We start from the raw sequence: 22,258 nt of genomic DNA on the forward strand, positions 1-22,258 counted from the left end.
CCGGGGACGACGAAGCGGGGGCGATCCCGAAGGACCGCCCCCGCTTCGGGAGAGGGATGCTCAGCGACCGCCGCGGAGGACCGCCTGCTTGACCTCGGCGATGGCCTTGGTGACCTCGATGCCACGGGGGCACGCCTCGGTGCAGTTGAAGGTCGTGCGGCAGCGCCACACGCCCTCCTTGTCGTTGAGGATGTCCAGACGCACGTCGCCCGCGTCGTCGCGCGAGTCGAAGATGAACCGGTGCGCGTTCACGATCGCCGCCGGGCCGAAGTACTGGCCGTCGGTCCAGAAGACGGGGCAGGACGAGGTGCACGCGGCGCACAGGATGCACTTGGTGGTGTCGTCGAAGACCTCGCGGTCGACGATCGACTGCACGCGCTCCTTGCCCGGCTCGGGCTTGGAGCTCGAGATGAGGAACGGCTGCACCTCGCGGTAGGAGGCGAAGAACGGCTCCATGTCGACGATGAGGTCCTTCTCGAGCGGCAGGCCCTTGATCGCCTCGACGTAGATCGGCTGCGAGATGTCGAGGTCCTTGATGAGGGTCTTGCACGCCAGACGGTTGCGGCCGTTGATGCGCATGGCATCCGATCCGCAGATGCCGTGCGCGCAGGAGCGGCGGAACGCGAGCGAGCCGTCGACCTCCCACTTGATCTTGTGCAGCGCGTCGAGGACGCGGTCCGTCGAGTACAGCTCGACGTCGTAGTCCACCCAGCGGGGCTCGTCGTCGACCTCGGGGTTGAAGCGACGGACGTTGAAGGTGACGATGAACGACTGGATGCCGGTGTCGGCGGGAGCCTGCTCGATCTCGTCGGAGGTGTCGACGGTGTCGATGACGGTGGATGCCATCAGTACTTCCTCTCCAGGGGCGGGTAGCGCAGCTCGCCGGCCTCGTTCTTGGTGAACACCACGGGCTTCCAGCCCAGCTCGATGTGATCGGCGGGGTGCGACGAGTGGGGGTCGCCGGACAGGTACGCCATGGTGTGCTGCATGTACTTCTCGTCGTCGCGCGTCGGGAAGTCGTCGCGCATGTGACCGCCGCGGCTCTCCTCGCGGTTCTGCGCGGAGTAGACGACGACCTCGGCGAGGTCGAGCAGGAAGCCCAGCTCGACGGCCTCGAGCAGGTCGGTGTTGAACCGCTTGCCCTTGTCGTCGACGTGGACGTTCTTGTAGCGCTCGCGCAGGTCGGCGATGACGTCGAGGACGTGGGCGAGGGACTCGTGGGTGCGGAACACCTGCGCGCCCTTATCCATCTCGTCCTGCAGCGTCTTGCGGAGGACGGCGATGCGCTCGGTGCCGCTGTTGTTGCGCAGGCCCTCGATGAGGCCGCGGACCTCGGCCGCGGGGTCCTCGGGCAGCGGCACGAAGTCGGCCGTCTTGACGTACTCGACCGCGTTGCGGCCGGCGCGCTTGCCGAAGACGTTGATGTCCAGCAGCGAGTTGGTGCCGAGGCGGTTCGAGCCGTGCACGGAGACGCACGCGCACTCGCCCGCGGCGTACAGGCCCGGGACGACGGTGTCGTTGTCCGAGAGGACCTCCGCCTTGACGTTGGTCGGGATGCCGCCCATCGCGTAGTGCGCCGTCGGCATGACCGGCACGGGCTCGACGACCGGGTCGACGCCGAGGTAGGTGCGGGCGAACTCGGTGATGTCGGGGAGCTTGGTCTCGAGGACCTCCGCACCCAGGTGCGTGCAGTCGAGGAGCACGTAGTCGCGGTGCGGGCCGGCGCCGCGGCCCTCCGCGACCTCCTGCACCATGCAGCGGGCGACGATGTCGCGGGGCGCGAGGTCCTTGATGGTCGGCGCGTAGCGCTCCATGAAGCGCTCACCGCTGGCGTTGCGGAGGATCGCGCCCTCGCCGCGGGCGCCCTCCGTCAGCAGGATCCCCAAGCCCGCGAGGCCGGTCGGGTGGAACTGGAAGAACTCCATGTCCTCCAGCGGCAGGCCCTTGCGCCAGACGATGCCGACGCCGTCACCGGTGAGGGTGTGGGCGTTCGAGGTCGTCTTGAAGATCTTGCCGAAGCCGCCGGTCGCGAAGACCACGGCCTTGGACTGGAAGACGTGCAGCTCGCCGGTGGCGAGGTCGTAGGCGACGACGCCCGCGACCTGGGTCCCGCCCTTGCCGTCCTTCACCGTGATGAGGTCGAGGACGTAGAACTCGTTGAAGAAGTTGATGCCGAGCTTGACGCAGTTCTGGAACAGCGTCTGCAGGATCATGTGGCCGGTGCGGTCGGCGGCGTAGCAGGCGCGGCGCACGGGCGTCTTGCCGTGGTCGGCGGTGTGGCCGCCGAAGCGACGCTGGTCGATCTTGCCCTCGGGCGTGCGGTTGAACGGCAGGCCCATGTTCTCGAGGTCGATGACCGCGTCGATGGCCTCCTTGGCGAGGATCTCGGCCGCGTCCTGGTCGACGAGGTAGTCGCCGCCCTTGACGGTGTCGAAGGTGTGCCACTCCCACGAGTCCTCTTCGACGTTGGCCAGGGCCGCCGCCATGCCGCCCTGCGCCGCACCGGTGTGCGAGCGCGTCGGGTACAGCTTGGAGATGACGGCGGTCTTCGCGCCCGGCCCGGCCTCGATCGCGGCGCGCATGCCGGCGCCGCCGGCGCCCACGATGACGATGTCGAACTGGTGGTAGTGCACGCCGTCCTTGACGATCGTGTCCGCGCTGGTCTGAGTGCTCACGTGTGCAATGCCTCTGCTGTCAGTCGAAGGGGGGAGGGATGCCGCAGGCTCACGCCGCCTGGCAGGTCTCCCACAGGATGCTGCTCTCGGTGACGCCGATGCAGGGGTCGAAGGTGAAGACCACGAGCGTGCCGAGCAGGATGAGGAACGCCGCCGACAGCCAGAGCGACCAGACGAGGATGCGGCGCACGGTGGCGTTCGGGACGTAGTCGTTGACGATCGTGCGCATGCCGTTGGCGCCGTGGATCAGGGCCAGCCAGAGCATGAGGACGTCCCACCACTGCCAGAACGGCGAGGCGAGCTTGCCCGCGACGAACGCGAAGTCGATCTGGTGGATGCCGTCGCCGGTCATCAGGTTGACGAAGAGGTGACCGAAGATGAGGACGATCAGCAGCACGCCGGAGGCGCGCATGTAGATCCAGCCCCACTTCTCCAGGTTGGACCCCTTCTTGCGCACGCTGGGCGTGCGGGGGGCGGGGATCGTGGCGGCTTCCTGGGCGACGGACATCAGTGGCTCCCGGTGACGGCGCTGAAGACGTTGATGAGGTGGCGCGGCGTGAAGCCGGCCATCGTGGCGACCCAGAGGCCGAGCACGCCCCACCACAGCTGACGCTGGTGACGCGTGGCCCAGGGCCAGAAGTCGACGAGGATGATGCGCAGGCCGTTGAAGGCGTGGTACGCGATCGCTCCGACCAGGGCGACCTCGCCGAGTCCCATGATGGGGTTCTTGTAGGTGCCGATCACCGCGTCGTACGCCTCGGGCGAGACGCGGATGAGCGCCGTGTCGAGGATGTGCACGAGCAGGAAGAAGAAGATGGCGACACCGGTGATGCGGTGCAGGACCCACGACCACATGCCCTCGCGACCGCGGTAGAGCGTTCCGCGCGGCACCTTCGAGGTGGTCTCCTTCACCGACAGCGTGGCGCGTGGTGATGCTGACACGGTCGTCCTCCCTGATCGAACACGATGGCGAGGCTCCGAAGCCCCAGGCGTCACACGGGCGCTCATGAATACTACGTCTGGGCTGTGAACGCGGGGGATTAGGCCCCCCTAACAGTCTCTCGACATCGAGATAAACGGCGCCCGGATTCACCCGCGGCGTGGCACGGCGCGGGCGATCCCCGCCGCTAGGGTCGGACCATGGCCGAACCTGCGCTCGACGACTTCTACGCCGTGATCCCCGCCGGAGGGATCGGCAGCCGCCTGTGGCCGCTCTCGCGGGCGGATGCGCCGAAGTTCCTCCACGACCTCACCGGGTCGGGGCAGACGCTCCTCCGGGACACGTGGGACCGTCTCGCCCCCCTGTCCGGGGAGGACCGCATCGCCGTGGTGACCGGACGGGCCCACCGCGCGGCGGTGGAGCGCGAGCTGCCGGGCATCGCCGACCACAACGTCTTCCTCGAGTCGGAGCCGCGCGACTCCAGCGCCGCCATCGGCCTGGCCGCCGCGATCCTCGTGCGCCGCGAGCCCGACGTCGTGATCGGCTCGTTCGCCGCCGACCACGTCATCCGCGGCGCGCGCGTGTTCGACTTCGCCGTGCGGCAGGCCGTCGCGGTGGCGCGGGCCGGCTACATCTGCACCATCGGCATCCAGCCGACGGAGCCGTCGGTGGGCTTCGGCTACATCAAGAAGGCCGGCGAGCTCGTCGTGGACGACGCCCCCGAGGCCGCGCTCGTCGAGCGCTTCGTCGAGAAGCCCGACCTGGACACCGCGCGGGAGTACTTCGCCGACCGCGCCTACCTGTGGAACGCGGGCATGTTCATCTCCCGCGCCGACGTGCTGCTGGCCGAGCTCGAGAGGAACGAGCCCGAGCTGCACGCCGGTCTCATCGAGCTGGCCGAGGCCTGGGACGACCGCGCGCGCCGGGGCCCGGCGGTCGACCGCATCTGGCCCACCCTGAAGAAGATCGCCATCGACTACGCGGTCGCCGAGCCCGCCGCCGAGCGCGGGCGCCTCGCGGTCATCCCCGGGCACTTCGACTGGGACGACGTGGGGGACTTCGCGAGCCTCGCGAAGCTCAACTCCACCGGCGGACGCAACGAGCTGGCGATTCTCGGCAACGAGGCGCGCGTGCTCGCGGACGCCTCCAGCGGCATCGTCGTGACGCAGACCAAGCGCGTCATCAGCCTCGTCGGCGTCCGCGACATCGTCGTGGTCGACACCCCCGACGCCCTTCTCGTCACCACGAGCGAGCACGCCCAGCGGGTCAAGGGCGTCGTCGACGCGTTGAAGCTGACCGGTCGCGGCGACGTCCTTTAGACACCGGATGCCACCCCGGGTGGCATCCGGTACCGCCCCCTCACCGCTCGTGTGGCAGGCGCGTGACGCGATATTGCGTCTTTGTAACCATTGCGCCGAGCGCCGCCCCCGTGGCCGCGGGCGCGCCGTCGCAGTAGGTAACGTGACTCCATCGTCCCCCGAACCCGTTGGGGGCATCCGTCTTGGAGGACCATTCGTGAACACCACGAAGAAGGCCGTCGTCAGCGGCCTGGCCATGATCGGCGCCGCGGCGCTGCTCGCCGGTTGCGGCGCCGCACCCGAGGGCAACGGCGCGTCCGGAGGCGCCGCCGGTGCCAGCGACTACCTGCCCTGCATGGTGTCGGACGCCGGTGGCTTCGACGACAAGTCGTTCAACCAGCTCGGCAAGGAGGGCGTCGACGCCGCCGCCGCCGAGCTCGGCTCGCAGACGCCGATCGAGGTCGAGTCGCAGTCCGAGACGGACTACGCGTCGAACCTTTCGAGCCTCGTGGACCAGGGCTGCAACACCATCATCACCGTCGGCTTCCTCCTCGCCCCCGCCGCCCTCGAGTCGGCTCAGGCGAACCCCGACATCGAGTACATCTCGATCGACGACACCGTCGACCAGGACTTCGACGGTCAGACCGACGCCCCGAACATCAAGCCGATCATCTTCGACACCGCGCAGGCGGCGTTCCTCGCCGGCTACCTCGCCGCGGGCACCTCGCAGACCGGCGTCGTCGGCACCTTCGGCGGTCTGAACATCCCGACCGTCACCATCTTCATGGACGGCTTCGCGCAGGGCATCGAGCGCTACAACGAGGACAACGGCGCCAGCGTCCGCCTCGTCGGCTGGGACCGCGCCGCGCAGGACGGCTCCTTCACCGGTGGCTTCGAGGCCAACGACGCCGCGCGCCAGACCGCGCAGGCGATCATCGACCAGAACGTCGACGTGCTGCTGCCCGTCGGTGGTCCGATCTACCAGTCGGCCGCCGTCGCCATCCAGGACGCGGGCCGCGAGATCGCGCTCGTCGGCGTCGACGCCGACGTGTACGAGACCGACCCCGGCATCGGCGACCTGCTCCTCACCTCGATCCTCAAGGGCATCGACGTGGGCACGCAGGACGCCGTCGTCGCCGCCGGCAACGGCGAGTTCGACGCGGCGCCGTTCGTCGGCACCCTCGAGAACGAGGGCGTCGGCCTGGCCCCGTACCACGACTGGGCCGACCGCGTCCCCGCCGAGCTGACCTCGCAGATCGAGGAGCTCCAGGCGGCCATCATCAGCGGCGACATCACCGTCGAGTCCTACCTCAACGGCTGAGTCCATCGCTCCAGGGGAGGTCGGCGTCCGCCGGCCTCCCCTCCCTTATGCACGCTCCACCCGCACGATCCGCTCACGAGGCGGATCCCGGTACCGGACGCCCACCGCGTCCGGCCCCGCAGAACTTAGGATCGGGAACATGAAGCTCGAACTCCGCGGGATCACGAAGATCTTCGGGTCCCTGGTGGCGAACGATCACATCGACCTCACTGTCGAGGCCGGAGAGATCCACTGCCTGCTCGGCGAGAACGGCGCCGGCAAGTCCACCCTGATGAACGTCCTCTACGGCCTGTACCAGGCCGACGGGGGAGAGATCCTGCTCGACGACGCCGTCCAGCACTTCTCCGGCCCCGGCGACGCGATGCGCGCGGGCATCGGCATGGTGCACCAGCACTTCATGCTGATCCCGGTGTTCACCGTCGCCGAGAACGTCATGCTCGGGCACGAGCCGACCCGGTTCGGCGGCCGCCTCGACCTACCCGCCGCGCGGGCGAAGGTGAAGGAGATCTCCGACCGCTTCGGGTTCGACGTCGACCCCGACGCCCTCGTCGACGACCTGCCGGTCGGCGTGCAGCAGCGCGTCGAGATCATCAAGGCGCTCTCGCGCGACGCGAAGGTCCTCGTCTTCGACGAGCCGACCGCCGTGCTGACCCCGCAGGAGACCGACGAGCTGATGTCGATCATGCGACAGCTCAAGGCCGCCGGCACGTCCATCGTCTTCATCACCCACAAGCTCCGCGAGGTCCGCGAGGTCGCGGACCGCATCACGGTCATCCGCCTCGGCAAGGTCGTCGGCGAGGCGCAGCCGACGGCATCCAACGCCGAGCTGGCCTCGCTGATGGTCGGACGCGCCGTCGAGCTCACCGTGCAGAAGGACGCGCCCACGCTCGGCGACGTCGGCCTGACCGTGACCGGCCTCACCGTCGTCGACGCGATCGGCCAGAAGGTCGTCAACGACGTCAGCTTCGAGGTGCGCCGCGGCGAGGTCCTCGCCATCGCCGGCGTGCAGGGCAACGGCCAGACCGAGCTCACGGAGGCCCTCGTCGGCCTGCAGGAGCGCGTCGAGGGGTCCGTCGTGCTCGACGGCGTCGAGCTCTCGGGCTCCTCCGTGCGGCGCGTGCTGGACGCGGGCGTCGGATTCGTGCCCGAGGACCGCAAGGAGGACGGGCTCGTCGGCGAGTTCTCCATCGCCGAGAACCTCATGCTCGACCGCGCGGACGGCGCCCCCTTCGTCAAGGGCGGCACGCTGCAGCTGTCGACCCTGTCCGACTTCGCCCGCGAGAAGGTGGCGGAGTTCGACGTGCGCACGCCGTCGATCGAGACGCCGGTGGGCCGCCTGTCCGGCGGCAACCAGCAGAAGGTCGTCCTGGCGCGCGAGCTGAGCCGCGAGCTCCGCCTCTTCGTCGCGGCCCAGCCCACCCGCGGTGTGGATGTCGGGTCGATCGAGTTCATCCACAAGCGCGTCGTCGAGACGCGCGACGCCGGCGTCCCCGTCATCGTCGTGTCCACCGAGCTCGACGAGGTCACCGCCCTCGCCGACCGCATCATGGTGATGTACCGGGGCCGCGTGGTCGGCATCGTGCCCGGCGACACCTCCCGCGACGTGCTGGGCCTCATGATGGCCGGCGAAGCGCCCGAGAACGAAGGAGTCGCCGCGTGAGCGATCCGCACAGCCCGCAGGACCCGGACGTCTCGCAGGCCGACCGCGCCTCCGAGGCGAGCGCGACCACCGACGCCGCGGCCACGCGGTCCGCGACCGTCGCCCCCTCCGCGGCAGCCCGCGTGCTGCCGACGACCCCGCCGGACGACTCCGGTCGCTGGCAGCGCGCCCTGCGCGAGATCGCCACCGGCAACGCGATCATCTCCGTCCTCGCCGTCGTGCTCGCGCTCGTCGTGGGCGCCATCATGATCGCCGTCACGGATGAGAACGTGCAGGCGACCGCCGGCTACTTCTTCGCCCGTCCCGGCGACACGTTCGCCGCGATCTGGCAGTCGGTCTCGGGGGCCTACTCCTCCTTCTTCCAGGGAGCGATCTACAACTTCCGGCGCCCGGAGTTCGCCACCGGCATCCGTCCGCTCACCGAGACCCTCACCTTCGCCACCCCGCTCATCGCCGCGGGCCTCGGCGTCGCGCTCGCCTTCCGCGTGGGCATGTTCAACATCGGCGGCCGAGGGCAGATGCTCGTCGCCGCGGCCGCGGGCGGCTACGTCGCCTTCGCGTTCGACCTGCCGTGGGGCCTGCACGCCCTGCTCGCCCTCGTGGCCGGCGTTGCGGCCGGCGCGATCTGGGCCGGCATCGCGGGCGTGCTCAAGGCGCGCACCGGGGCGCACGAGGTGATCGTCACGATCATGCTCAACTACGTCGGGTTCTACCTCGTGTACTACATGCTGCGCACCCCGGGCCTGCTGCAGGCCCCCGGCTCCAGCAACCCCACGACGCCGGCCATGAAGGACACCGCGGTGTTCCCCGACCTGCTCGGGCCGAGCTACAACCTGCACTTCGGGTTCATCCTCTCCATCGCGGCCGTCGTCCTGGTCTGGTGGATCCTCGAGCGCTCGTCGCTCGGCTTCCGCTTCCGCGCGGTCGGCCTCAACCCGAACGCGGCCCGCGTGGCCGGCATCAACGTCAAGTCGATGTACGTCTACGCGATGCTCATCTCCGGTGCGCTCATCGGTCTCGCGGGCGTCGACCAGGTGCTCGGCACCGTGACGACCGGCTTCTCGAGCGGCATCGACGCGGGCATCGGCTTCGACGCCATCACCGTGGCCCTGCTGGGCCGCTCCACCCCCGTGGGCGTCCTCGTCGCCGGCATCCTGTTCGGGGCCTTCAAGGCCGGCGGCTTCGCCATGCAGGCGGCCAACGGCGTGCCCATCGACATCGTCCTGGTCGTGCAGTCGCTCATCGTGCTCTTCATCGCGGCCCCGCCGCTGGTGCGCGCGATCTTCCGCCTGCCGGCCCCGGGAGCGCGTCAGCCGAGGGCCCGCGCCCTCAAGAAGAAGGAGGCGGTCAAGTGAGCACCACCGCGCAGCACCACGCGGCCGCCCCGCAGCCCGACGCGCTCGACACGGCCGTCGTCGTCAGCTGGAAGGCGCCGATCGTCTACGGCGTCATCACCGTGCTCGCCGCGGTCCTGTTCGTCATCGCCCGTCAGGACGGCGACGCGGTGTTCCGCCTGTCGAGCCCGGGGGAGTTCTTCGAGCTGCCCGAGGTCACCCTCGGCGGCGTCGTCACCGGTGCCGTCTGCACCGTCCTGCTCGCCGTCATCACGGGCGTGAGCGCCTTCCTCGTGCGGGCGCGCCGCCGCCCGCCGATCTGGCTCGCCGTGGTCTTCGCCGTGGTGTTCATGGTCGGCTTCCTCACGTGGGCCGCGGCGGGAGCGACGACCTCGGTCATCCCGCTCACCGGCCTGCTCGCCGGTGGCCTCAGCCTGTCGGTCCCGCTGATCTTCGGCGCGATGGCCGGCGTCCTGAGCGAGCGCGTCGGCGTCGTCAACATCGCGATCGAGGGTCAGCTGCTGGCCGGCGCCTTCACGTCGGCCGTCGTGGCGACGGCGACCGGCAACCCGTTCGCCGGTCTGCTCGCTGCGGGTGTCTCGGGCGTGCTCGTGTCGTTCGTCCTCGCGGCGTTCGCGATCAAGTACTTCGTCGACCAGGTCATCGTGGGCGTCGTGCTCAACGTCCTCGTCGTGGGCCTCACGAGCTTCCTGTTCTCGCAGCTGCTCGCCCCCAACGCGGCCACGCTCAACTCCCCGCCGCGCTTCCCGCGCGTGCCGATCCCGTTCCTCGCGGACATCCCCGTGATCGGTCCGATGCTGTTCAACCAGACGGTCATCGTGTACCTGATGTACGTCACCGTCCTCGCGGTCTACATCGGGCTGTTCCACACGCGCTGGGGTCTGCGTCTGCGCGCCGTGGGCGAGCACCCGCAGGCGGCGGACACCGTGGGCATCAACATCGCGAAGACCCGCTTCTGGAACGTCTCGCTCGGCGGCGCCATCGCCGGCCTGGGCGGCGCGTTCTTCACCCTCGGGTCCGTGGGCGCCTTCAACAAGGAGATGACGGCGGGCGCGGGCTACATCGCCCTCGCGGCGGTCATCTTCGGACAGTGGGACCCCATCCGCGCGACCCTCGCCGCCCTGCTGTTCGGCTTCGCGTCGAACCTGCAGAACACCCTCGGCGTCATCGGCTCGCCCGTGCCCAGCGAGTTCATGCTCATGCTGCCGTACGTGGTGACGATCTTCGCCGTCGCCGGACTCGTCGGGAAGGTCCGCGGTCCCGCGGCCGCCGGCAAACCGTATATCAAGGGCTGACGCCCGCCTGCTCCATCCGCTGAACCCGAGAGGATCCCCCGCTTCACGATGACCGACATCGACTGGGACGAACTGCGCACGGCCGCCACCGAGGCCATGCAGAAGGCCTACGTGCCCTATTCCCGCTTCAAGGTGGGCGCCGCCGCGCTCGTCGCCGACGGACGCATCGTCTCGGGGTGCAACGTCGAGAACGCGTCCTACGGCGTCACCCTCTGCGCGGAGTGCGGCCTGGTCTCGGCCCTCCACATGTCCGGGGGCGGCCAGCTCGTGGCCTTCGTGTGCGTCGACGGGCAGGGGCGGACCCTCATGCCCTGCGGCCGCTGCCGTCAGCTGCTGTACGAACACGCCATCCCCGGGATGCTGCTCGAGACGGTCAGCGGCATCCGGACCATCGACGAGGTCCTGCCGGACGCGTTCGGTCCTCGCGACCTCGAGGAGGCGGCGCGATGAGCTGCTCGGTCGAGGCGTACGACGCCGTCGACGTCATCCGCGCCCAGCGCGACGGACGCCCCGTCTCGGAGGGAGAGCTTCGCTGGCTCGTCGACGCGTACACGCGCGGCTACGTCATGGATGCGCAGATGTCGGCGTTCACGATGGCGGTCCTCCTGAACGGGTTGGGACGCGACCAGATCCGGGTGCTGACGGACGCCATGATCGCCTCGGGCGAGCGCATGGACTTCTCGTCTCTCGGCAAGACGACCGTGGACAAGCACTCGACCGGCGGCGTCGGCGACAAGATCACCCTGCCGCTGGCCCCGCTCGTCGCGGTGTTCGGCGTCGCGGTCCCGCAGCTGTCCGGCCGCGGTCTCGGCCACACCGGCGGCACACTCGACAAGCTCGAGTCCATCCCCGGATGGCGCGCGGCGCTGTCGAACGACGAGATCATGGCGCAGCTGCGAGACGTCGGCGCGGTCATCTGCGCCGCCGGCACCGGTCTCGCCCCGGCCGACAAGAAGCTGTACGCGCTGCGCGACGTCACCGGCACCGTCGAGGCGATCCCGCTCATCGCCTCGAGCATCATGTCGAAGAAGATCGCGGAGGGCACCGACTCCCTCGTCCTCGACGTGAAGTTCGGCTCCGGCGCGTTCATGCAGGACATCGACCGCGCGCGCGAGCTCGCCGAGACGATGGTGGCCCTGGGCACCGACTCGGGCGTGAACACCACGGCCCTGCTCACGGACATGAACACCCCCCTCGGCCTCGCGATCGGCAACGCCAACGAGGTGCGCGAGTCGGTCGAGGTGCTCGCCGGCGGCGGACCGGCCGACGTGGTCGAGCTGACCGTCGCCCTCGCCCGCGAGATGCTCGCCCTCGCCGGTCAGCCGGACGCGGACGTCGAGGCCGCCCTCTCCGACGGCCGCGCGATGGACGTCTGGAAGCGGATGATCCGCGCCCAGGACGGGGATCCGGATGCCGCCCTCCCGACGCCCCGCGAGACGCACACCGTCGTCGCGGACCGCTCGGGCGTCGTCACCCGGATCGAGGCGCTGCCCTTCGGCATCGGGGCCTGGCGTCTCGGCGCGGGACGCGCGCGTGCCGAGGACGCCGTCGTGCACGCCGCGGGCATCGACCTGCACGCGACCGTCGGCCAGACGGTCACCGCCGGTCAGCCGCTGTTCACCCTCTCGGCCGATGATGGGACGCGCTTCGAGCGGGCCCTCGCGGCCGTCGACGGGGCGTGGGAGATCGGCGACGACGCTCCCGCGGCCACCCCGCTCGTCCGCGAGCGCATCACCGCGTGACGGCACCGAACCGAAGGAGCACCATGCCCACCGACGACGTCCGTATCGAGGGCAAGAGGATCCAGAAGCTGCCCAAGGTCTCGCTGCACGACCACCTGGACGGCGGGATGCGCGCGCAGACCGTCCTCGAGCTGGCCGACGAGCTCGACCTCGAGGTGCCCGCCGACGACGCGGCCGGACTCGCGGACTGGTTCGCGGACCACGTCGAGTCGGGCTCGCTCGAGGACTACCTCGAGAAGTTCACGCTCACCGTCGGCGTCCTGCAGACCCGCGAGGGCCTGGTCCGGGCGGCGAAGGAGTTCGTCGAGGACCTCGCCGCCGACGGCGTGGTCTACGGCGAGGTGCGGTGGGCGCCCGAGCAGCATCTCACCCGCGGGCTCAGCCTGGACGACGTCGTCGACGCGGTCCAGGAGGGCATCGAGGAGGGCGAGGATGCCGCCGACGCGCGCGGCCACGACATCCGCGTCGGTCAGCTGCTCACGGCCATGCGGCAGGGTTCCCGGTCGCGCGAGATCGCCGAGCTGGCGGTGTCGTGGCGCGGCCGCGGCGTCGTCGGCTTCGACCTCGCCGGTCCGGAGGAGGGCTTCCCCGCATCGAACCATCGCGGGACGTTCGACTATCTCGCCGAGCAGTTCTTCCCCACGACGGTGCACGCCGGCGAGGGTGCAGGCCTGGCATCCATTCGCTCCGCCCTTCTCGACGGCCGCGCGCTGCGGCTGGGGCACGGCGTGCGGATCGCGAACGACCTCGACGTGGTCTCGCGCGAGGGCGAGGAGGTCCTCGTGACCTTCGGCGACATGGCGCGCTGGGTGCGCGATCGCGAGATCACCCTCGAGCTGTCGCCGACGTCCAACCTGCAGAGCGGTGCGGTCACCGCGTGGGGCGACACCATGGACGCCCACCCGTTCGACTTGCTGTACCAGCTCGGGTTCTCCGTCACGGTGAACGTCGACAACCGGCTGATGAGCCGGACCTCGCTCACCCGCGAGCTGGGTCTGCTCGTGCAGGCGTTCGACTACGACCTCGACGACCTCGAAGCGTTCCAGCTGAACGCGGCGGCGGGGGCGTTCCTGCCCGTGGAGGAGCGCGAGGAGCTGATCGAGATCGTCTCGGAGGGCTTCGCCCGCTGACCCGGCCCGGCCGGTCTATCGCCCGTCCGTCGCGCGGGTCCGTCGCGCGGGTCCGTCGTCGCCGAACTCCTGACTTTCGGTCGGAATGACGGCTGCCGCGGGTCCGTCCCGGGGCGCTCGGGCGAGATCTCAGGAGTTCGGCGAGCAGGGCTGCCGTCGGGGCCGCTGCGTCCGCTGTCTGTGCCGGGGTCGCTGCGGCGGATGTGCGCCGGGGTCGCTGCCTCGCCGCGACCGCTGCACGTAGCCGTCGTCGCCGAACTCCTGACTTTCGGTCGGATTGGCGGCTGCCGCGGGTCGGTCCCGGGGCGCTCGGGCGAGATCTCAGGAGTTCGGCGGGCAGGGGCCGCGGGCGGGGTCGGACGCCGGGCCCGTGGCATCCCTGGTCCGGGCGCGTCGACGGACCTGCGGGCCGACGTCAGCGGTTCGGGGAGGGCGCGCCGCGGGCGATGACCGCAGCCAGGGACGCCTGGACCCGCTCCGGGTGGAACAGCACGTCCTCCGCCAGAAGCCGCAGGGTCGCGTAGCCGAGTCCGAGTGCGGCGAGGTCGCGTCGCCGGTCGTTCCGGTGCTCTTCCCATCCGCCGTGGAACTGTCGGCTGTCGCACTCGATGATGAGCCAGCCATCGACGAGGAGATCGACCCGGCCGACCCCGCGGATGCGGACCTGCAGGCGGACGTCGCATCCGAGCGCGCGGACCATGAGGCGGACCAGGGTCTCCGTCCCGGCCTCGGATCGGCGGTCGAGGAGCGGACGCAGCACGCGGAAGCGGGCGGGGAGGCGCGAGAACACCTCGTCGATGTCCTGCTCGTCGACGAGGTCCAGGTTCCAGGCGCTGTCGAGCGTGGCGATCGCGGCCCGCGGTGGTTGGCAGCGGACGGATTGGACGAGCGCCTCGACCATCCCGACGACGAGTTCTTCCGGGGCGGCGTCCGACGGCCGCCAATGGCGTCGCGCCCCTTCTGCGAGCCGCGGACGACGACTTGCCGACGGGTCGAGCTGCACGTGCGGTTCCTGCCGCTCCAGGACGAAGACCCCGCACAGAGACAGCAGGCTGACGCAGTCGAGGCGCCCGCCGATTCGTGCCGCCGCGAGGATCTCCTCGGGATGGCCCGGGAGGGTGTAGCGGCCGCGCCGGACACGGACGAGCGTTCCCTCTCGGACGGCGCGGGCGAGCGTCCAGGGGGTGTGGCCCTCAGCGCGCAGCTCCGCGGCCGTCCGCACGACGGGTCGTGGAGTGTTCGTGTCCTTCCGACCGCGGGCCATGGGGTCAGCTTGGGGGATCGACGCCGGCGGACACGGTGGGGTCGTGCCGGTTTGGGGATGGATGCGGCGCATTGCGTGCTGTAGAGGAGTCGTAGCCGGCGGGGCCACGGCGATGTCGGCTCGGCCGGCCTCTCGCACAACTCCTGCAAGCGTGGAGGGCTCCGCCGGCGGTGCGTGCGCGCTCGTGCCCGCGCAACTCCTGAAGTTTTCGGGTTTCCGACCGAGGCCGGCCCGAAACAGGCTGCGCCCGGGTGCTTTTCAGGAGTTGGGTGAGGGGGCGGCGGGTCGGGCGAGGTGGCCGCCGGGCAGCGACCCGCTGTTTCTCAGGAGTTCGGCGACCCGGAAGCCGCGGGCCCGGGAGCGGCGGGCCCGGGCACCGCGGGCCCGGAAGCGGCCGGGGAGGGAGCGGCCGGCCCGGGAGCGGCGGGGGATGAAGCGGTCGACCCGGAAGCCGCGGGCCCGGGAGCGGCGGGCCCGGGAGCGGCCGGCACGGGGCCGGGGGAGGGCGCGGCGGGGGAGGGGCGGCGGGAGCGCGGCGGACGGCCGGACCACCACACGTAGAGGCCGGCCACGACCACGGCCGCGGCGAGCACGAGGATCCACCACGGGAAGGAGGGGATCTCGGGCCGGGCGCCGGCTCCGTCGATGTCGGCCTGCGGGGTCGGGATGACGCGCTCGCCCGTGACGAGGATGCGGTGGCTGTTGACCCCGAGGGGGGTGCAGGTCACGAGGGTGACGAGGTCCCGGCCGACGACCGGTGCGAGCGACTCGGTGTCCTCGGGGCGGACGACCTGGGTCTCGACGACGCGGTACGTGAGCACCTCGCCGAACACCTCGATCGTGAACGTGTCGTCGAGCGCGACCTGGTCCAGGTGGGTGAAGAGCTCGGCGGTCGCGAGTCCGCGGTGCGCCGTGAGGACCGAGTGGGTGGTGTCGCCGCCGACGGGCAGGGCCGTGCCCTCGAGGTGGCCCACTCCCTCGTAGAGCACCTCCTCGCTCGTGCCGTGGTAGATCGGCAGGTCCACCGCGATGGAGGGGATCTTGAGCCGCGCCATCAGCCCCGCGCCGTCGGAACGGAGCTGCTCGGCGTAGTCGCTGGTCTGGTCGGGGGAGTTCGCCAGCGGCAGTCGTTCGTTCGCGGCGATCTCGGCCCCGCCGTCGACGAGCCGGGTGTTGTACTCCCGGGCGGCATCCAGCTGGTCCGCCAGGGTGCCGGCGCCGAGGTCGCGGATCTGATCGGAGTAGCCGTCGATGATCTGCGACTGGGCGTACTGCGAGAACCAGGCGGCGACCGTCGGGTACATGAGGAGCGCGACGCCGGCGAGGGCGCCGACGGCCAGCAGCAGCGGGATGCGCGGCAGACGCCAGCGGGCGCGGCGACGGTCGCGACGCAGCGCGGGGGAGGGACCGGGGGATGCCACGGGCGCGGCGTCACGTGCGGCGTCGGTCCCCGCGGGTCCTGCGGACGACGCGGCGACGGCCGCGTCGTCGGCGGAAGAAGACGCCGAAGGGGAGGGCCGCGGAACGGCCCTCCCCTCGGGAGAGGGGGACGACGAGGCAGGGGTGAGCTGCCCCGTCGTCCCCTCTGTCACTGTGCGATCGTCCCTCAGGCCGTGACCTGAGCGGCGCGGGCGCGCCGACGGGCGACGACCAGCGCGGAACCGACCATGATGCTCAGCAGCGCAGCGCCGCCGACGCCGAACCACAGGCCGCCGTCGCCACCCGTGATGGGCAGGGCGAACGCGGGCACCTGGTTGTGGGCGAACTCGACGTAGTTGCGCACGGGCGCGGTGGTCGAGGTGGGTCCGGGCACGACCGCGGTCAGGATGCGGTCGGGCGACGGGATCTGGTACCCGGTCGGCGGGGTGATCTCGCGCACGTAGTAGTTGCCGGGCGTGATGATCGGGATGACCACGTTGCCGTTGGCACCGGTCGTCCAGTTGGTCTCGCCGTTGATGACGATCGGGTTGGCGCCGTTGATGGCGTCCTGCTCGTTGAGGAACACCTGGTACACCGCGCCGGCGAGCGGCACGCGGCCGTTCGAGGTGGTGTACGCGGAGACGGTGAGCTGGCCGATCGGCGTGCTGCCGGTGACGGTCTCGGTCGCGCCGTTGACGTTCGCGGTCGCCGTGTTGACGATGACGCCGCTGGCGGGGATCGAGGTCGCACGCGTCAGAACGTTGAACGTGACCGTTCCGCCCTGGAGGCCCGCGAGGCGCGTGCGACCGGCGGCGGTGAAGGTCAGCGTCAGCGCGCCGCCCGTGTTGGTGATCGTGTAGTCGGTGCCCTCGGTGAACGTCTGAGCGGTGCCGGCGGCGTTCGTGACGACGACGTTCGACGGCGTGACCCCGGCCGGCACGGTGGCCGCGGTGAGGTACGTCAGCTCGGCGGGCAGGTTGTCCGTGAGCGTGAAGACGTCGATCGCGTCACCGGCGGCGAGCGTCGGGATGGAGGAGGCGATCGCCCACCGGACGAGGTCCGGGTTGCGCTGCTCGACCGAGCCCGCCGGGGCGGGGACGCGGGTCTTCGTCAGCTGCGTCACCGCGTTCTTCGGGTAGACGTGCACGTCGTAGATCCACTGGTTCGCCGGGCTGCCCGCGGCGCCGGTCGGCGTCGGCAGGGTCACGAGGAACGGAGCGGCGGGGTTGGTCGCCCCGGGCGGCAGCTGGGTCTCGGTGACGAGGTAGACGCCGATGGGCAGACCGGTCGGGTACTGCGCCGCGTCGACCGGGAAGGTCGAGACGCCGGCCGCGTTCGACACCGTGGAGGTGAAGCTCACGGTGTTCGGGCGCTGGGCGGCCTGCGCCGGCGTCAGCTGGGCCGCCTGCGTCCAGCCGGCGGCGGTGGTCAGGTCGATGCCGGAGACCAGGGTGGCGGTGAACTGCGCGCCGGCGAGCGGGTCGGCCGGCGGGTTCGCCAGCTCCTGCCCGGTCGACTGCGGGTTCAGGGGGGTCGACGGGCCGAGCGCGTGCTTGTGCAGGGTCAGCGTGCGGTTGATCGCCGAGTCGATGTTGCCCGGGAGCGTCACGGCCGAAGCCGGTGCGACGGCACCGACGGCGGCGAGGGACCCGAGCGCGAGGACGCTCAGAATGGCGCCCGCTCTCTTTCGGATGGACATGGATTTTCCTCTCGGGAGGTGATGCAGGGTGTGTTTCGGGGGTCGGCGTCGTCGGGCGACGGAGGAAGTCATCTGGTCGGGCTTCCTCCTCGGCGACGGCGGTGGATGAGCGCGCCCGCGACGGTGAGGGCGAGCAGGAGGGCTCCGGCGAGGAGGAACGAGTCGGCGCCGACGCCGCCCGTGAGGGGCAGGACGGGGCCCGTCACCGGGGCGTTAACGAACCGGTAGACGACGTTCTGACCGGCGGACGGGGCGACGATGGCGCGGCTGTCGACCGTCGTCCATGTCGTCCCGTCGAGCCGTTCGAGCCGGAGGGTCTGGTAGGCGAGGCGGGTGCCGCTCTGGGTCGGCGCCTCGGAGAGGGTGTACCCGTGGCCCGGGCGCACCTCGAACGTGCTGGCCGCGTTCCCCGCCACGGGGTCGTAGGCCGCGCCCACGCGGGACTGGGTCGGCAGCGTGCCGCCGGTGAGCGCCGCCGGGGTGGCGGTGATGGTCCACGTCGAGGGTTGGAACCCGGCGCTCGGGGTGACGACGTCCTTCAGCACGGTCATGGTCGCGGTGGCGTTGGTGACCGTGCAGGTCACCGCCGCCCCCGTGGGAAGGGTGACATCGCTCGTGGCGGTCACGGCGACCTCGGCGCCGGTGGACTGCACGCAGCGCCAGGCGCCGACCTGCACGTAGGCCGCGGACCCGCCCGTCTCGCTGAGGCGGTAGGCGCGGGCGGGGCTGACCGGCACGTTCGTCACGGCGGCGGTCCCGGTACGACCCGTCGGGCCGGGCAGGGCGCCCGCGGGCGAGGTCGGGGCCGTGGCGGTGAGGACCCAGTCGGTCGCGGCGGCCGAGCCGAACGGCACCGACTTCACGAGCGTGAGCGACGTGACGGGCTGGTTGATCAGCGTGCACGCGACCGTGGCCGACGGGGCCACCCCCGGGAGGGAGCCGCTGACCACGCCGCCGGTCGTGGTGAAGCTGACCGCTACGGCGGTGCCGTTGACGGTGCACGACCCGCTGACGAAGGTGAAGCGCGTCTGCTGCACCTCCGAGATGGTCAGCGTGGCGCGCGAGGCGGCGGATCCGAACAGGACGGTCCAGGTCGCGCTACCGGAAGCGTCGGTGACCTGGCGGGGCGCCTCGCCCGGCAGGACCGTCGCCGTGCCGGCGGTGGCCGTGCCCGCCGTGCCGAGGGTCCAGCCCGCCGCGGGCGTCGACTGCCCCGTCGCGGGGTCGAGGACGCGCTTGGTCACGGTGACCGTGGCGACCGGGCTCGGCGAGTTGAAGAACGTGCACACGACGTTCGCGCCGAAGCGGTCCGGCATCGTGAGGCTGCCCGTCGGCCCGCTGGCGGTGGAGATCCGGATGCCGTCGGTCCAGCACTCGAGCCGCACGGTGTAGACGGCGATGGTCGACGTGGACCCGGCGGCCATGGCCTCCGAGACAGTGAGCGTCGAGCCGGTCGGCGCGGGGAACGGTCCGACCTGCGCGGCCTGGCGACCGGTCGTCGCGCCCGAGGTGGTAGCCGTGCCCAGGACGCCGTTGGCGTCGGCGAGGCTGATCTGGAACTGGTCCGCCGCGGCTGCACGACCGACGACGTTCTTCAGCACGGACACGGTGCCGGGGCTGTTGCAGCTGGCGAGGTCGGTCGAGGCGAAGTCGACGCGGGGGGATCCGGCGACGCGCGTCCAGGTGGTGGGGTCGAACTCGTAGGTGCTCGTGTTGCTCGAGAGGTACACCGTCCCGCGGGGCGAGAAGGCGATGCCGTTCACGCTGCCGAAGGCGGGGGAGGCGTCCAGCCCGTTCAGGGTGCGCGTCGTGGACGTGCTCACGGGGAGGGTGCCGCCGTTCGCGGCCGCGAGGGTCTCGGCGCTGACGGTGAAGATCGCCGCGCTGCTGGCGTTGTTGACGGTGGCGGCGCCCAGCACGTAGAGGTTGCCGCGGTTGTCGAACGCCATGTCGCCGTTGCCGTTCGGCGCCGATCCGGCGCTGAAGGAGCCGAGGTAGGTGAAGCGGGATGCCGCGGGGGCGGACTCCGAGAAGCTCCAGAGGTAGAACGAGCCGGCGTTGTACTTGCCGAAGAGGTAGCGGCCGGTGGCGAGGTCGACGGCTCCGGCGACGATGCTGCCGCCGATGGCGGTCCCCGCGCGGTCGGCGGTCGTGTACGCGGTGTTGGCGAGCGTCTCGAACCCGCCCGCGGACGTCCACTTCAGAACGGACAGGACGTTCACGGCATCCGTCGACCGGTTCAGGGCGTAGGCCAGGGACCCGTTCGCGGCCACGCCGAGGGAGTTCGCGCCCGTGACGTTCGCCCACGAGCCCACGTTCGCCTGCGAGCCGCCGATGCCGTCGCCCTGGACGAGCGTGCCGTTCGCGGTGACGCCGTAGTACAGCCCGCTGTCGCAGAACAGACGCGTCTGCTGGACCGTGTTGGTGAAGGTGCAGACGACCTCGGCGCCGTCGTCGGCGGGCATCGTGATCGTGCCCGAGCGCGAGGTGCCCGTGGCGATGACGGTGCCGTCGCGGGTGCAGTCGTAGGAGCTCGCGTATCCGAGCCCGGGTCCGGAGGTCGGCGTCTCGTTGATCGTGTACGTGCCGCCGGCGTCGACGATGAGGCGCGACACCTGCGCCGCCTGCACGCCGGTCGCGGTGCCGGTGGTCGTCGCGGACGCGAGGACCGTGCTGCCGCTGCGGACCGACAGCGTGAACTGGTCGGTGGTCGCCAGACGGGCGGGGAGGTTCTTCCGCACGGTGAGGCGCGAGGCCGGAACGACGGTGAGGGTGGCGGCGTCGGGGGCGACGAGCACGGTGGCCACGTTGGCGGCGGCGTTGCTGTACGTGCCCTCGGTCGCGGCGACCACGTTGACGGTGATCGTGCACGAGGTCGCCCCGGCGGCCAGGTCGCCGCCGGTCGCGGAGACGGTGGCGGCGCCGGCGACCGCGGACACGGCGAACGCGGTGCCCGTCACCTGGGCGCAGGTGCCGCCGACGGCGGGGGTGGATGCCACGGCGAGGCCGGCCGGGAGGGTGTTGGTGAACGACCAGTCGTTCTTGGCCGCGAGCTCGGTGGTGTTCGTGATCGTGTACGTCAGCGTGGAGGGCGTGCCGACGGGGACGCTCGCGGGGCTGAAGGCGAGGTCGAGGCTGGGGGTGACGTCGAGCACGCGCAGGTTGTCGACGCCGAACCCGCTGCCGGTGCCCGTGACCGTGTTGGTGAGACGCACCTGCGCGGCGGAGATCTGCGCGGGCGTCAGGAGGGCGGAGGCGGTGCCGGTGTAGGTGGCCGCGCGGGCGGAGGTGCTGATGGCGGGGTCCAGGATGCCGCCGATGCCGCCCGTCGCGGCGAGCGTCGGCGTCGAGGTGTAGAAGACCGGGCCGGTCGCGGCGCACGGGTTCACCGCGGTGGGGAAGGCGTTCAGCAGGGTCGTCGCGCCCGAGAACAGCGAGAGCGACAGAGCGGGCGGGTTGGCGCCGCAGGGGGCGCCCGCGGCGTCGAAGCGCAGCGTGTAGTAGCGCGAACCGCCGGCGCTGACACCGATGCCCGCGGCGCTCTGCGCGACGACCGTGCCGCCGGCCGTGGCATAGGGGAGGGCGACGAGCGCGTGATTCGTGCGCGTGGTCGTGGTCGAACCGGCCACGGGGGTGTTCGCCGCCGTCGAGCCGACGACGCCGGCGGCGACCTGGCCGAGCACGTCGGCGAGCCGGCGGACCTCGCGGGCCGAGATGGTCGTCTGGCCGAGGCCCTGGCTCGGGCAGAACTGGGCGTTCGGGTAACCGGCGGTGTAGTTCACGAGCACGCCGGTGCAGTTCGTCCCGGTGGCCCAGCCGGTCGAGGTGTATCGCCCGCCCGCATATGCGGTGATCGACGAGGGCGTGGTGGTGTTCAGACCCTGCTCGAAGGTCTCGATCCACACGTCCGCCGGCTGCTCCGGCACGCCGGCGGCGAGGATCCCGACGTTGGCGGCGGAAAGGCGCTGCGCGCTCGAGGTGCGATCCGTCGGCGTGACGGTCGGCGCGGAGGAGGACGGGGATGCCGTGGGCGTCGGCGTCGAGGTCGACGTCGGTGCCGGCGTGCTCGCGGCGGTCGCCGTGGGCGTCGGCGTCGCACCCGTCGAGGCCGAGGCGGACGGCGTCGGAGCCGGGGTCTCCGTCGGAGCAGGGGACGGGGCGGCCGTGGCCGTCGGCGTGGGCGTCGCCGTGGGGTCCGCGGCCGCGGCGACGGCCATGGCGGGCGTCACCGCGAGCCCGGCCACGAGGGCGAGGGAGGCGGTGACCGCGGTGAACACCGAACGCCGCCGCAGCGGGCGGGACGTTTCACTGCGCGAAGAAGACATAGGCCTCGAGGACGGTGCGGGGACCGTTCAGGGGTCGATGAACGCGGCGTCGTGGCGAGTCGACGGAGCGATCGAGAGGGGGCGGGGGATCTCGTCCCGGGCTCTCGTCCGTACGCACTCGCGAGGAAATCCGGT

The 22,258-nt window shown here is 71.3% G+C and carries 16 protein-coding genes; 8 read left to right on the forward strand and 8 right to left on the reverse strand.

Going from position 1 to position 22,258, the window contains the following annotated elements; genetic code table 11:
* Positions 1–60: 60 nt before the first annotated feature.
* From MRBLMI1_RS08100 to sdhC, 4 genes are read right to left on the reverse strand one after another with little or no spacing between them, the layout of a single operon-like run.
* Positions 61–846 (reverse strand): succinate dehydrogenase iron-sulfur subunit, encoded by a 786-nt coding sequence (locus MRBLMI1_RS08100; RefSeq protein ID WP_367729477.1) that lies wholly within the window; start codon positions 844–846, stop codon positions 61–63.
* Positions 846–2,675, reverse strand: coding sequence for a succinate dehydrogenase flavoprotein subunit (gene sdhA, locus MRBLMI1_RS08105; RefSeq protein ID WP_367729479.1), 1,830 nt, complete (start codon positions 2,673–2,675; stop codon positions 846–848). Before sdhA ends, MRBLMI1_RS08100 begins: the two co-directional genes overlap by 1 nt.
* Positions 2,676–2,724: 49 nt before the next feature.
* A complete protein-coding gene (locus MRBLMI1_RS08110) occupies positions 2,725–3,183 on the reverse strand; it encodes a succinate dehydrogenase hydrophobic membrane anchor subunit (protein ID WP_367729481.1) in 459 nt (152 codons plus the stop codon).
* Positions 3,183–3,617, reverse strand: a complete 435-nt coding sequence (gene sdhC / locus MRBLMI1_RS08115; protein WP_367729483.1) for a succinate dehydrogenase, cytochrome b556 subunit — start codon at positions 3,615–3,617, stop codon at positions 3,183–3,185. The genes MRBLMI1_RS08110 and sdhC overlap by 1 nt, the downstream gene beginning before the upstream one ends.
* A 198-nt stretch (positions 3,618–3,815) precedes the next feature.
* On the opposite strand from sdhC, the gene MRBLMI1_RS08120 reads away from it, so the two are divergent.
* The 8 genes from MRBLMI1_RS08120 to MRBLMI1_RS08155 all read left to right on the forward strand — a co-directional run bounded on the left by MRBLMI1_RS08120 (position 3,816) and on the right by MRBLMI1_RS08155 (position 13,416).
* Positions 3,816–4,934, forward strand: a complete 1,119-nt coding sequence (locus MRBLMI1_RS08120) for a mannose-1-phosphate guanylyltransferase (RefSeq protein ID WP_367729484.1) — start codon at positions 3,816–3,818, stop codon at positions 4,932–4,934.
* A gap of 235 nt (positions 4,935–5,169) precedes the next feature.
* On the forward strand, positions 5,170–6,234 hold the full coding sequence (locus MRBLMI1_RS08125; protein WP_367730835.1) for a BMP family lipoprotein: 1,065 nt from the start codon (positions 5,170–5,172) through the stop codon (positions 6,232–6,234).
* 139 nt (positions 6,235–6,373) lie between these two features.
* Complete coding sequence (locus tag MRBLMI1_RS08130) at positions 6,374–7,894, forward strand: ABC transporter ATP-binding protein (protein WP_367729505.1); 1,521 nt, start codon at positions 6,374–6,376, stop codon at positions 7,892–7,894.
* Positions 7,891–9,249, forward strand: coding sequence for an ABC transporter permease (locus MRBLMI1_RS08135; protein ID WP_414685833.1), 1,359 nt, complete (start codon positions 7,891–7,893; stop codon positions 9,247–9,249). Before MRBLMI1_RS08130 ends, MRBLMI1_RS08135 begins: the two co-directional genes overlap by 4 nt.
* Entirely contained in the window at positions 9,246–10,544 is a 1,299-nt protein-coding gene (locus tag MRBLMI1_RS08140) for an ABC transporter permease (protein WP_367729507.1), read from the forward strand. The genes MRBLMI1_RS08135 and MRBLMI1_RS08140 overlap by 4 nt, the downstream gene beginning before the upstream one ends.
* Before the next feature lie 48 nt (positions 10,545–10,592).
* The gene (locus tag MRBLMI1_RS08145) at positions 10,593–10,994 is read left to right on the forward strand and encodes a cytidine deaminase (RefSeq protein ID WP_367729509.1); all 402 of its coding nucleotides are present in this window, start codon (positions 10,593–10,595) and stop codon (positions 10,992–10,994) included.
* Positions 10,991–12,286, forward strand: coding sequence for a thymidine phosphorylase (locus MRBLMI1_RS08150; RefSeq protein ID WP_367729526.1), 1,296 nt, complete (start codon positions 10,991–10,993; stop codon positions 12,284–12,286). Before MRBLMI1_RS08145 ends, MRBLMI1_RS08150 begins: the two co-directional genes overlap by 4 nt.
* 23 nt (positions 12,287–12,309) lie before the next feature.
* Positions 12,310–13,416 (forward strand): adenosine deaminase, encoded by a 1,107-nt coding sequence (locus MRBLMI1_RS08155; protein ID WP_367729528.1) that lies wholly within the window; start codon positions 12,310–12,312, stop codon positions 13,414–13,416.
* A 415-nt stretch (positions 13,417–13,831) separates the two neighbouring features.
* On the opposite strand, the gene MRBLMI1_RS08160 is transcribed toward MRBLMI1_RS08155, so the two are convergent.
* The 4 genes from MRBLMI1_RS08160 to MRBLMI1_RS08175 all read right to left on the reverse strand — a co-directional run bounded on the left by MRBLMI1_RS08160 (position 13,832) and on the right by MRBLMI1_RS08175 (position 22,123).
* On the reverse strand, positions 13,832–14,680 hold the full coding sequence (locus tag MRBLMI1_RS08160) for a hypothetical protein (protein ID WP_367729530.1): 849 nt from the start codon (positions 14,678–14,680) through the stop codon (positions 13,832–13,834).
* Positions 14,681–15,003: 323 nt separating this feature from the next.
* Positions 15,004–16,101, reverse strand: a complete 1,098-nt coding sequence (locus tag MRBLMI1_RS08165; protein WP_367729532.1) for a class C sortase — start codon at positions 16,099–16,101, stop codon at positions 15,004–15,006.
* A gap of 185 nt (positions 16,102–16,286) precedes the next feature.
* On the reverse strand, positions 16,287–17,798 hold the full coding sequence (locus tag MRBLMI1_RS08170; RefSeq protein WP_367729534.1) for a SpaH/EbpB family LPXTG-anchored major pilin: 1,512 nt from the start codon (positions 17,796–17,798) through the stop codon (positions 16,287–16,289).
* Between the two features lie 68 nt (positions 17,799–17,866).
* On the reverse strand, positions 17,867–22,123 hold the full coding sequence (locus MRBLMI1_RS08175; protein ID WP_367729536.1) for a beta strand repeat-containing protein: 4,257 nt from the start codon (positions 22,121–22,123) through the stop codon (positions 17,867–17,869).
* Between the last annotated feature and the right edge of the window lie 135 nt (positions 22,124–22,258).

The organism is Microbacterium sp. LMI1-1-1.1, assembly GCF_040815675.1.
GTDB lineage: Bacteria > Actinomycetota > Actinomycetes > Actinomycetales > Microbacteriaceae > Microbacterium.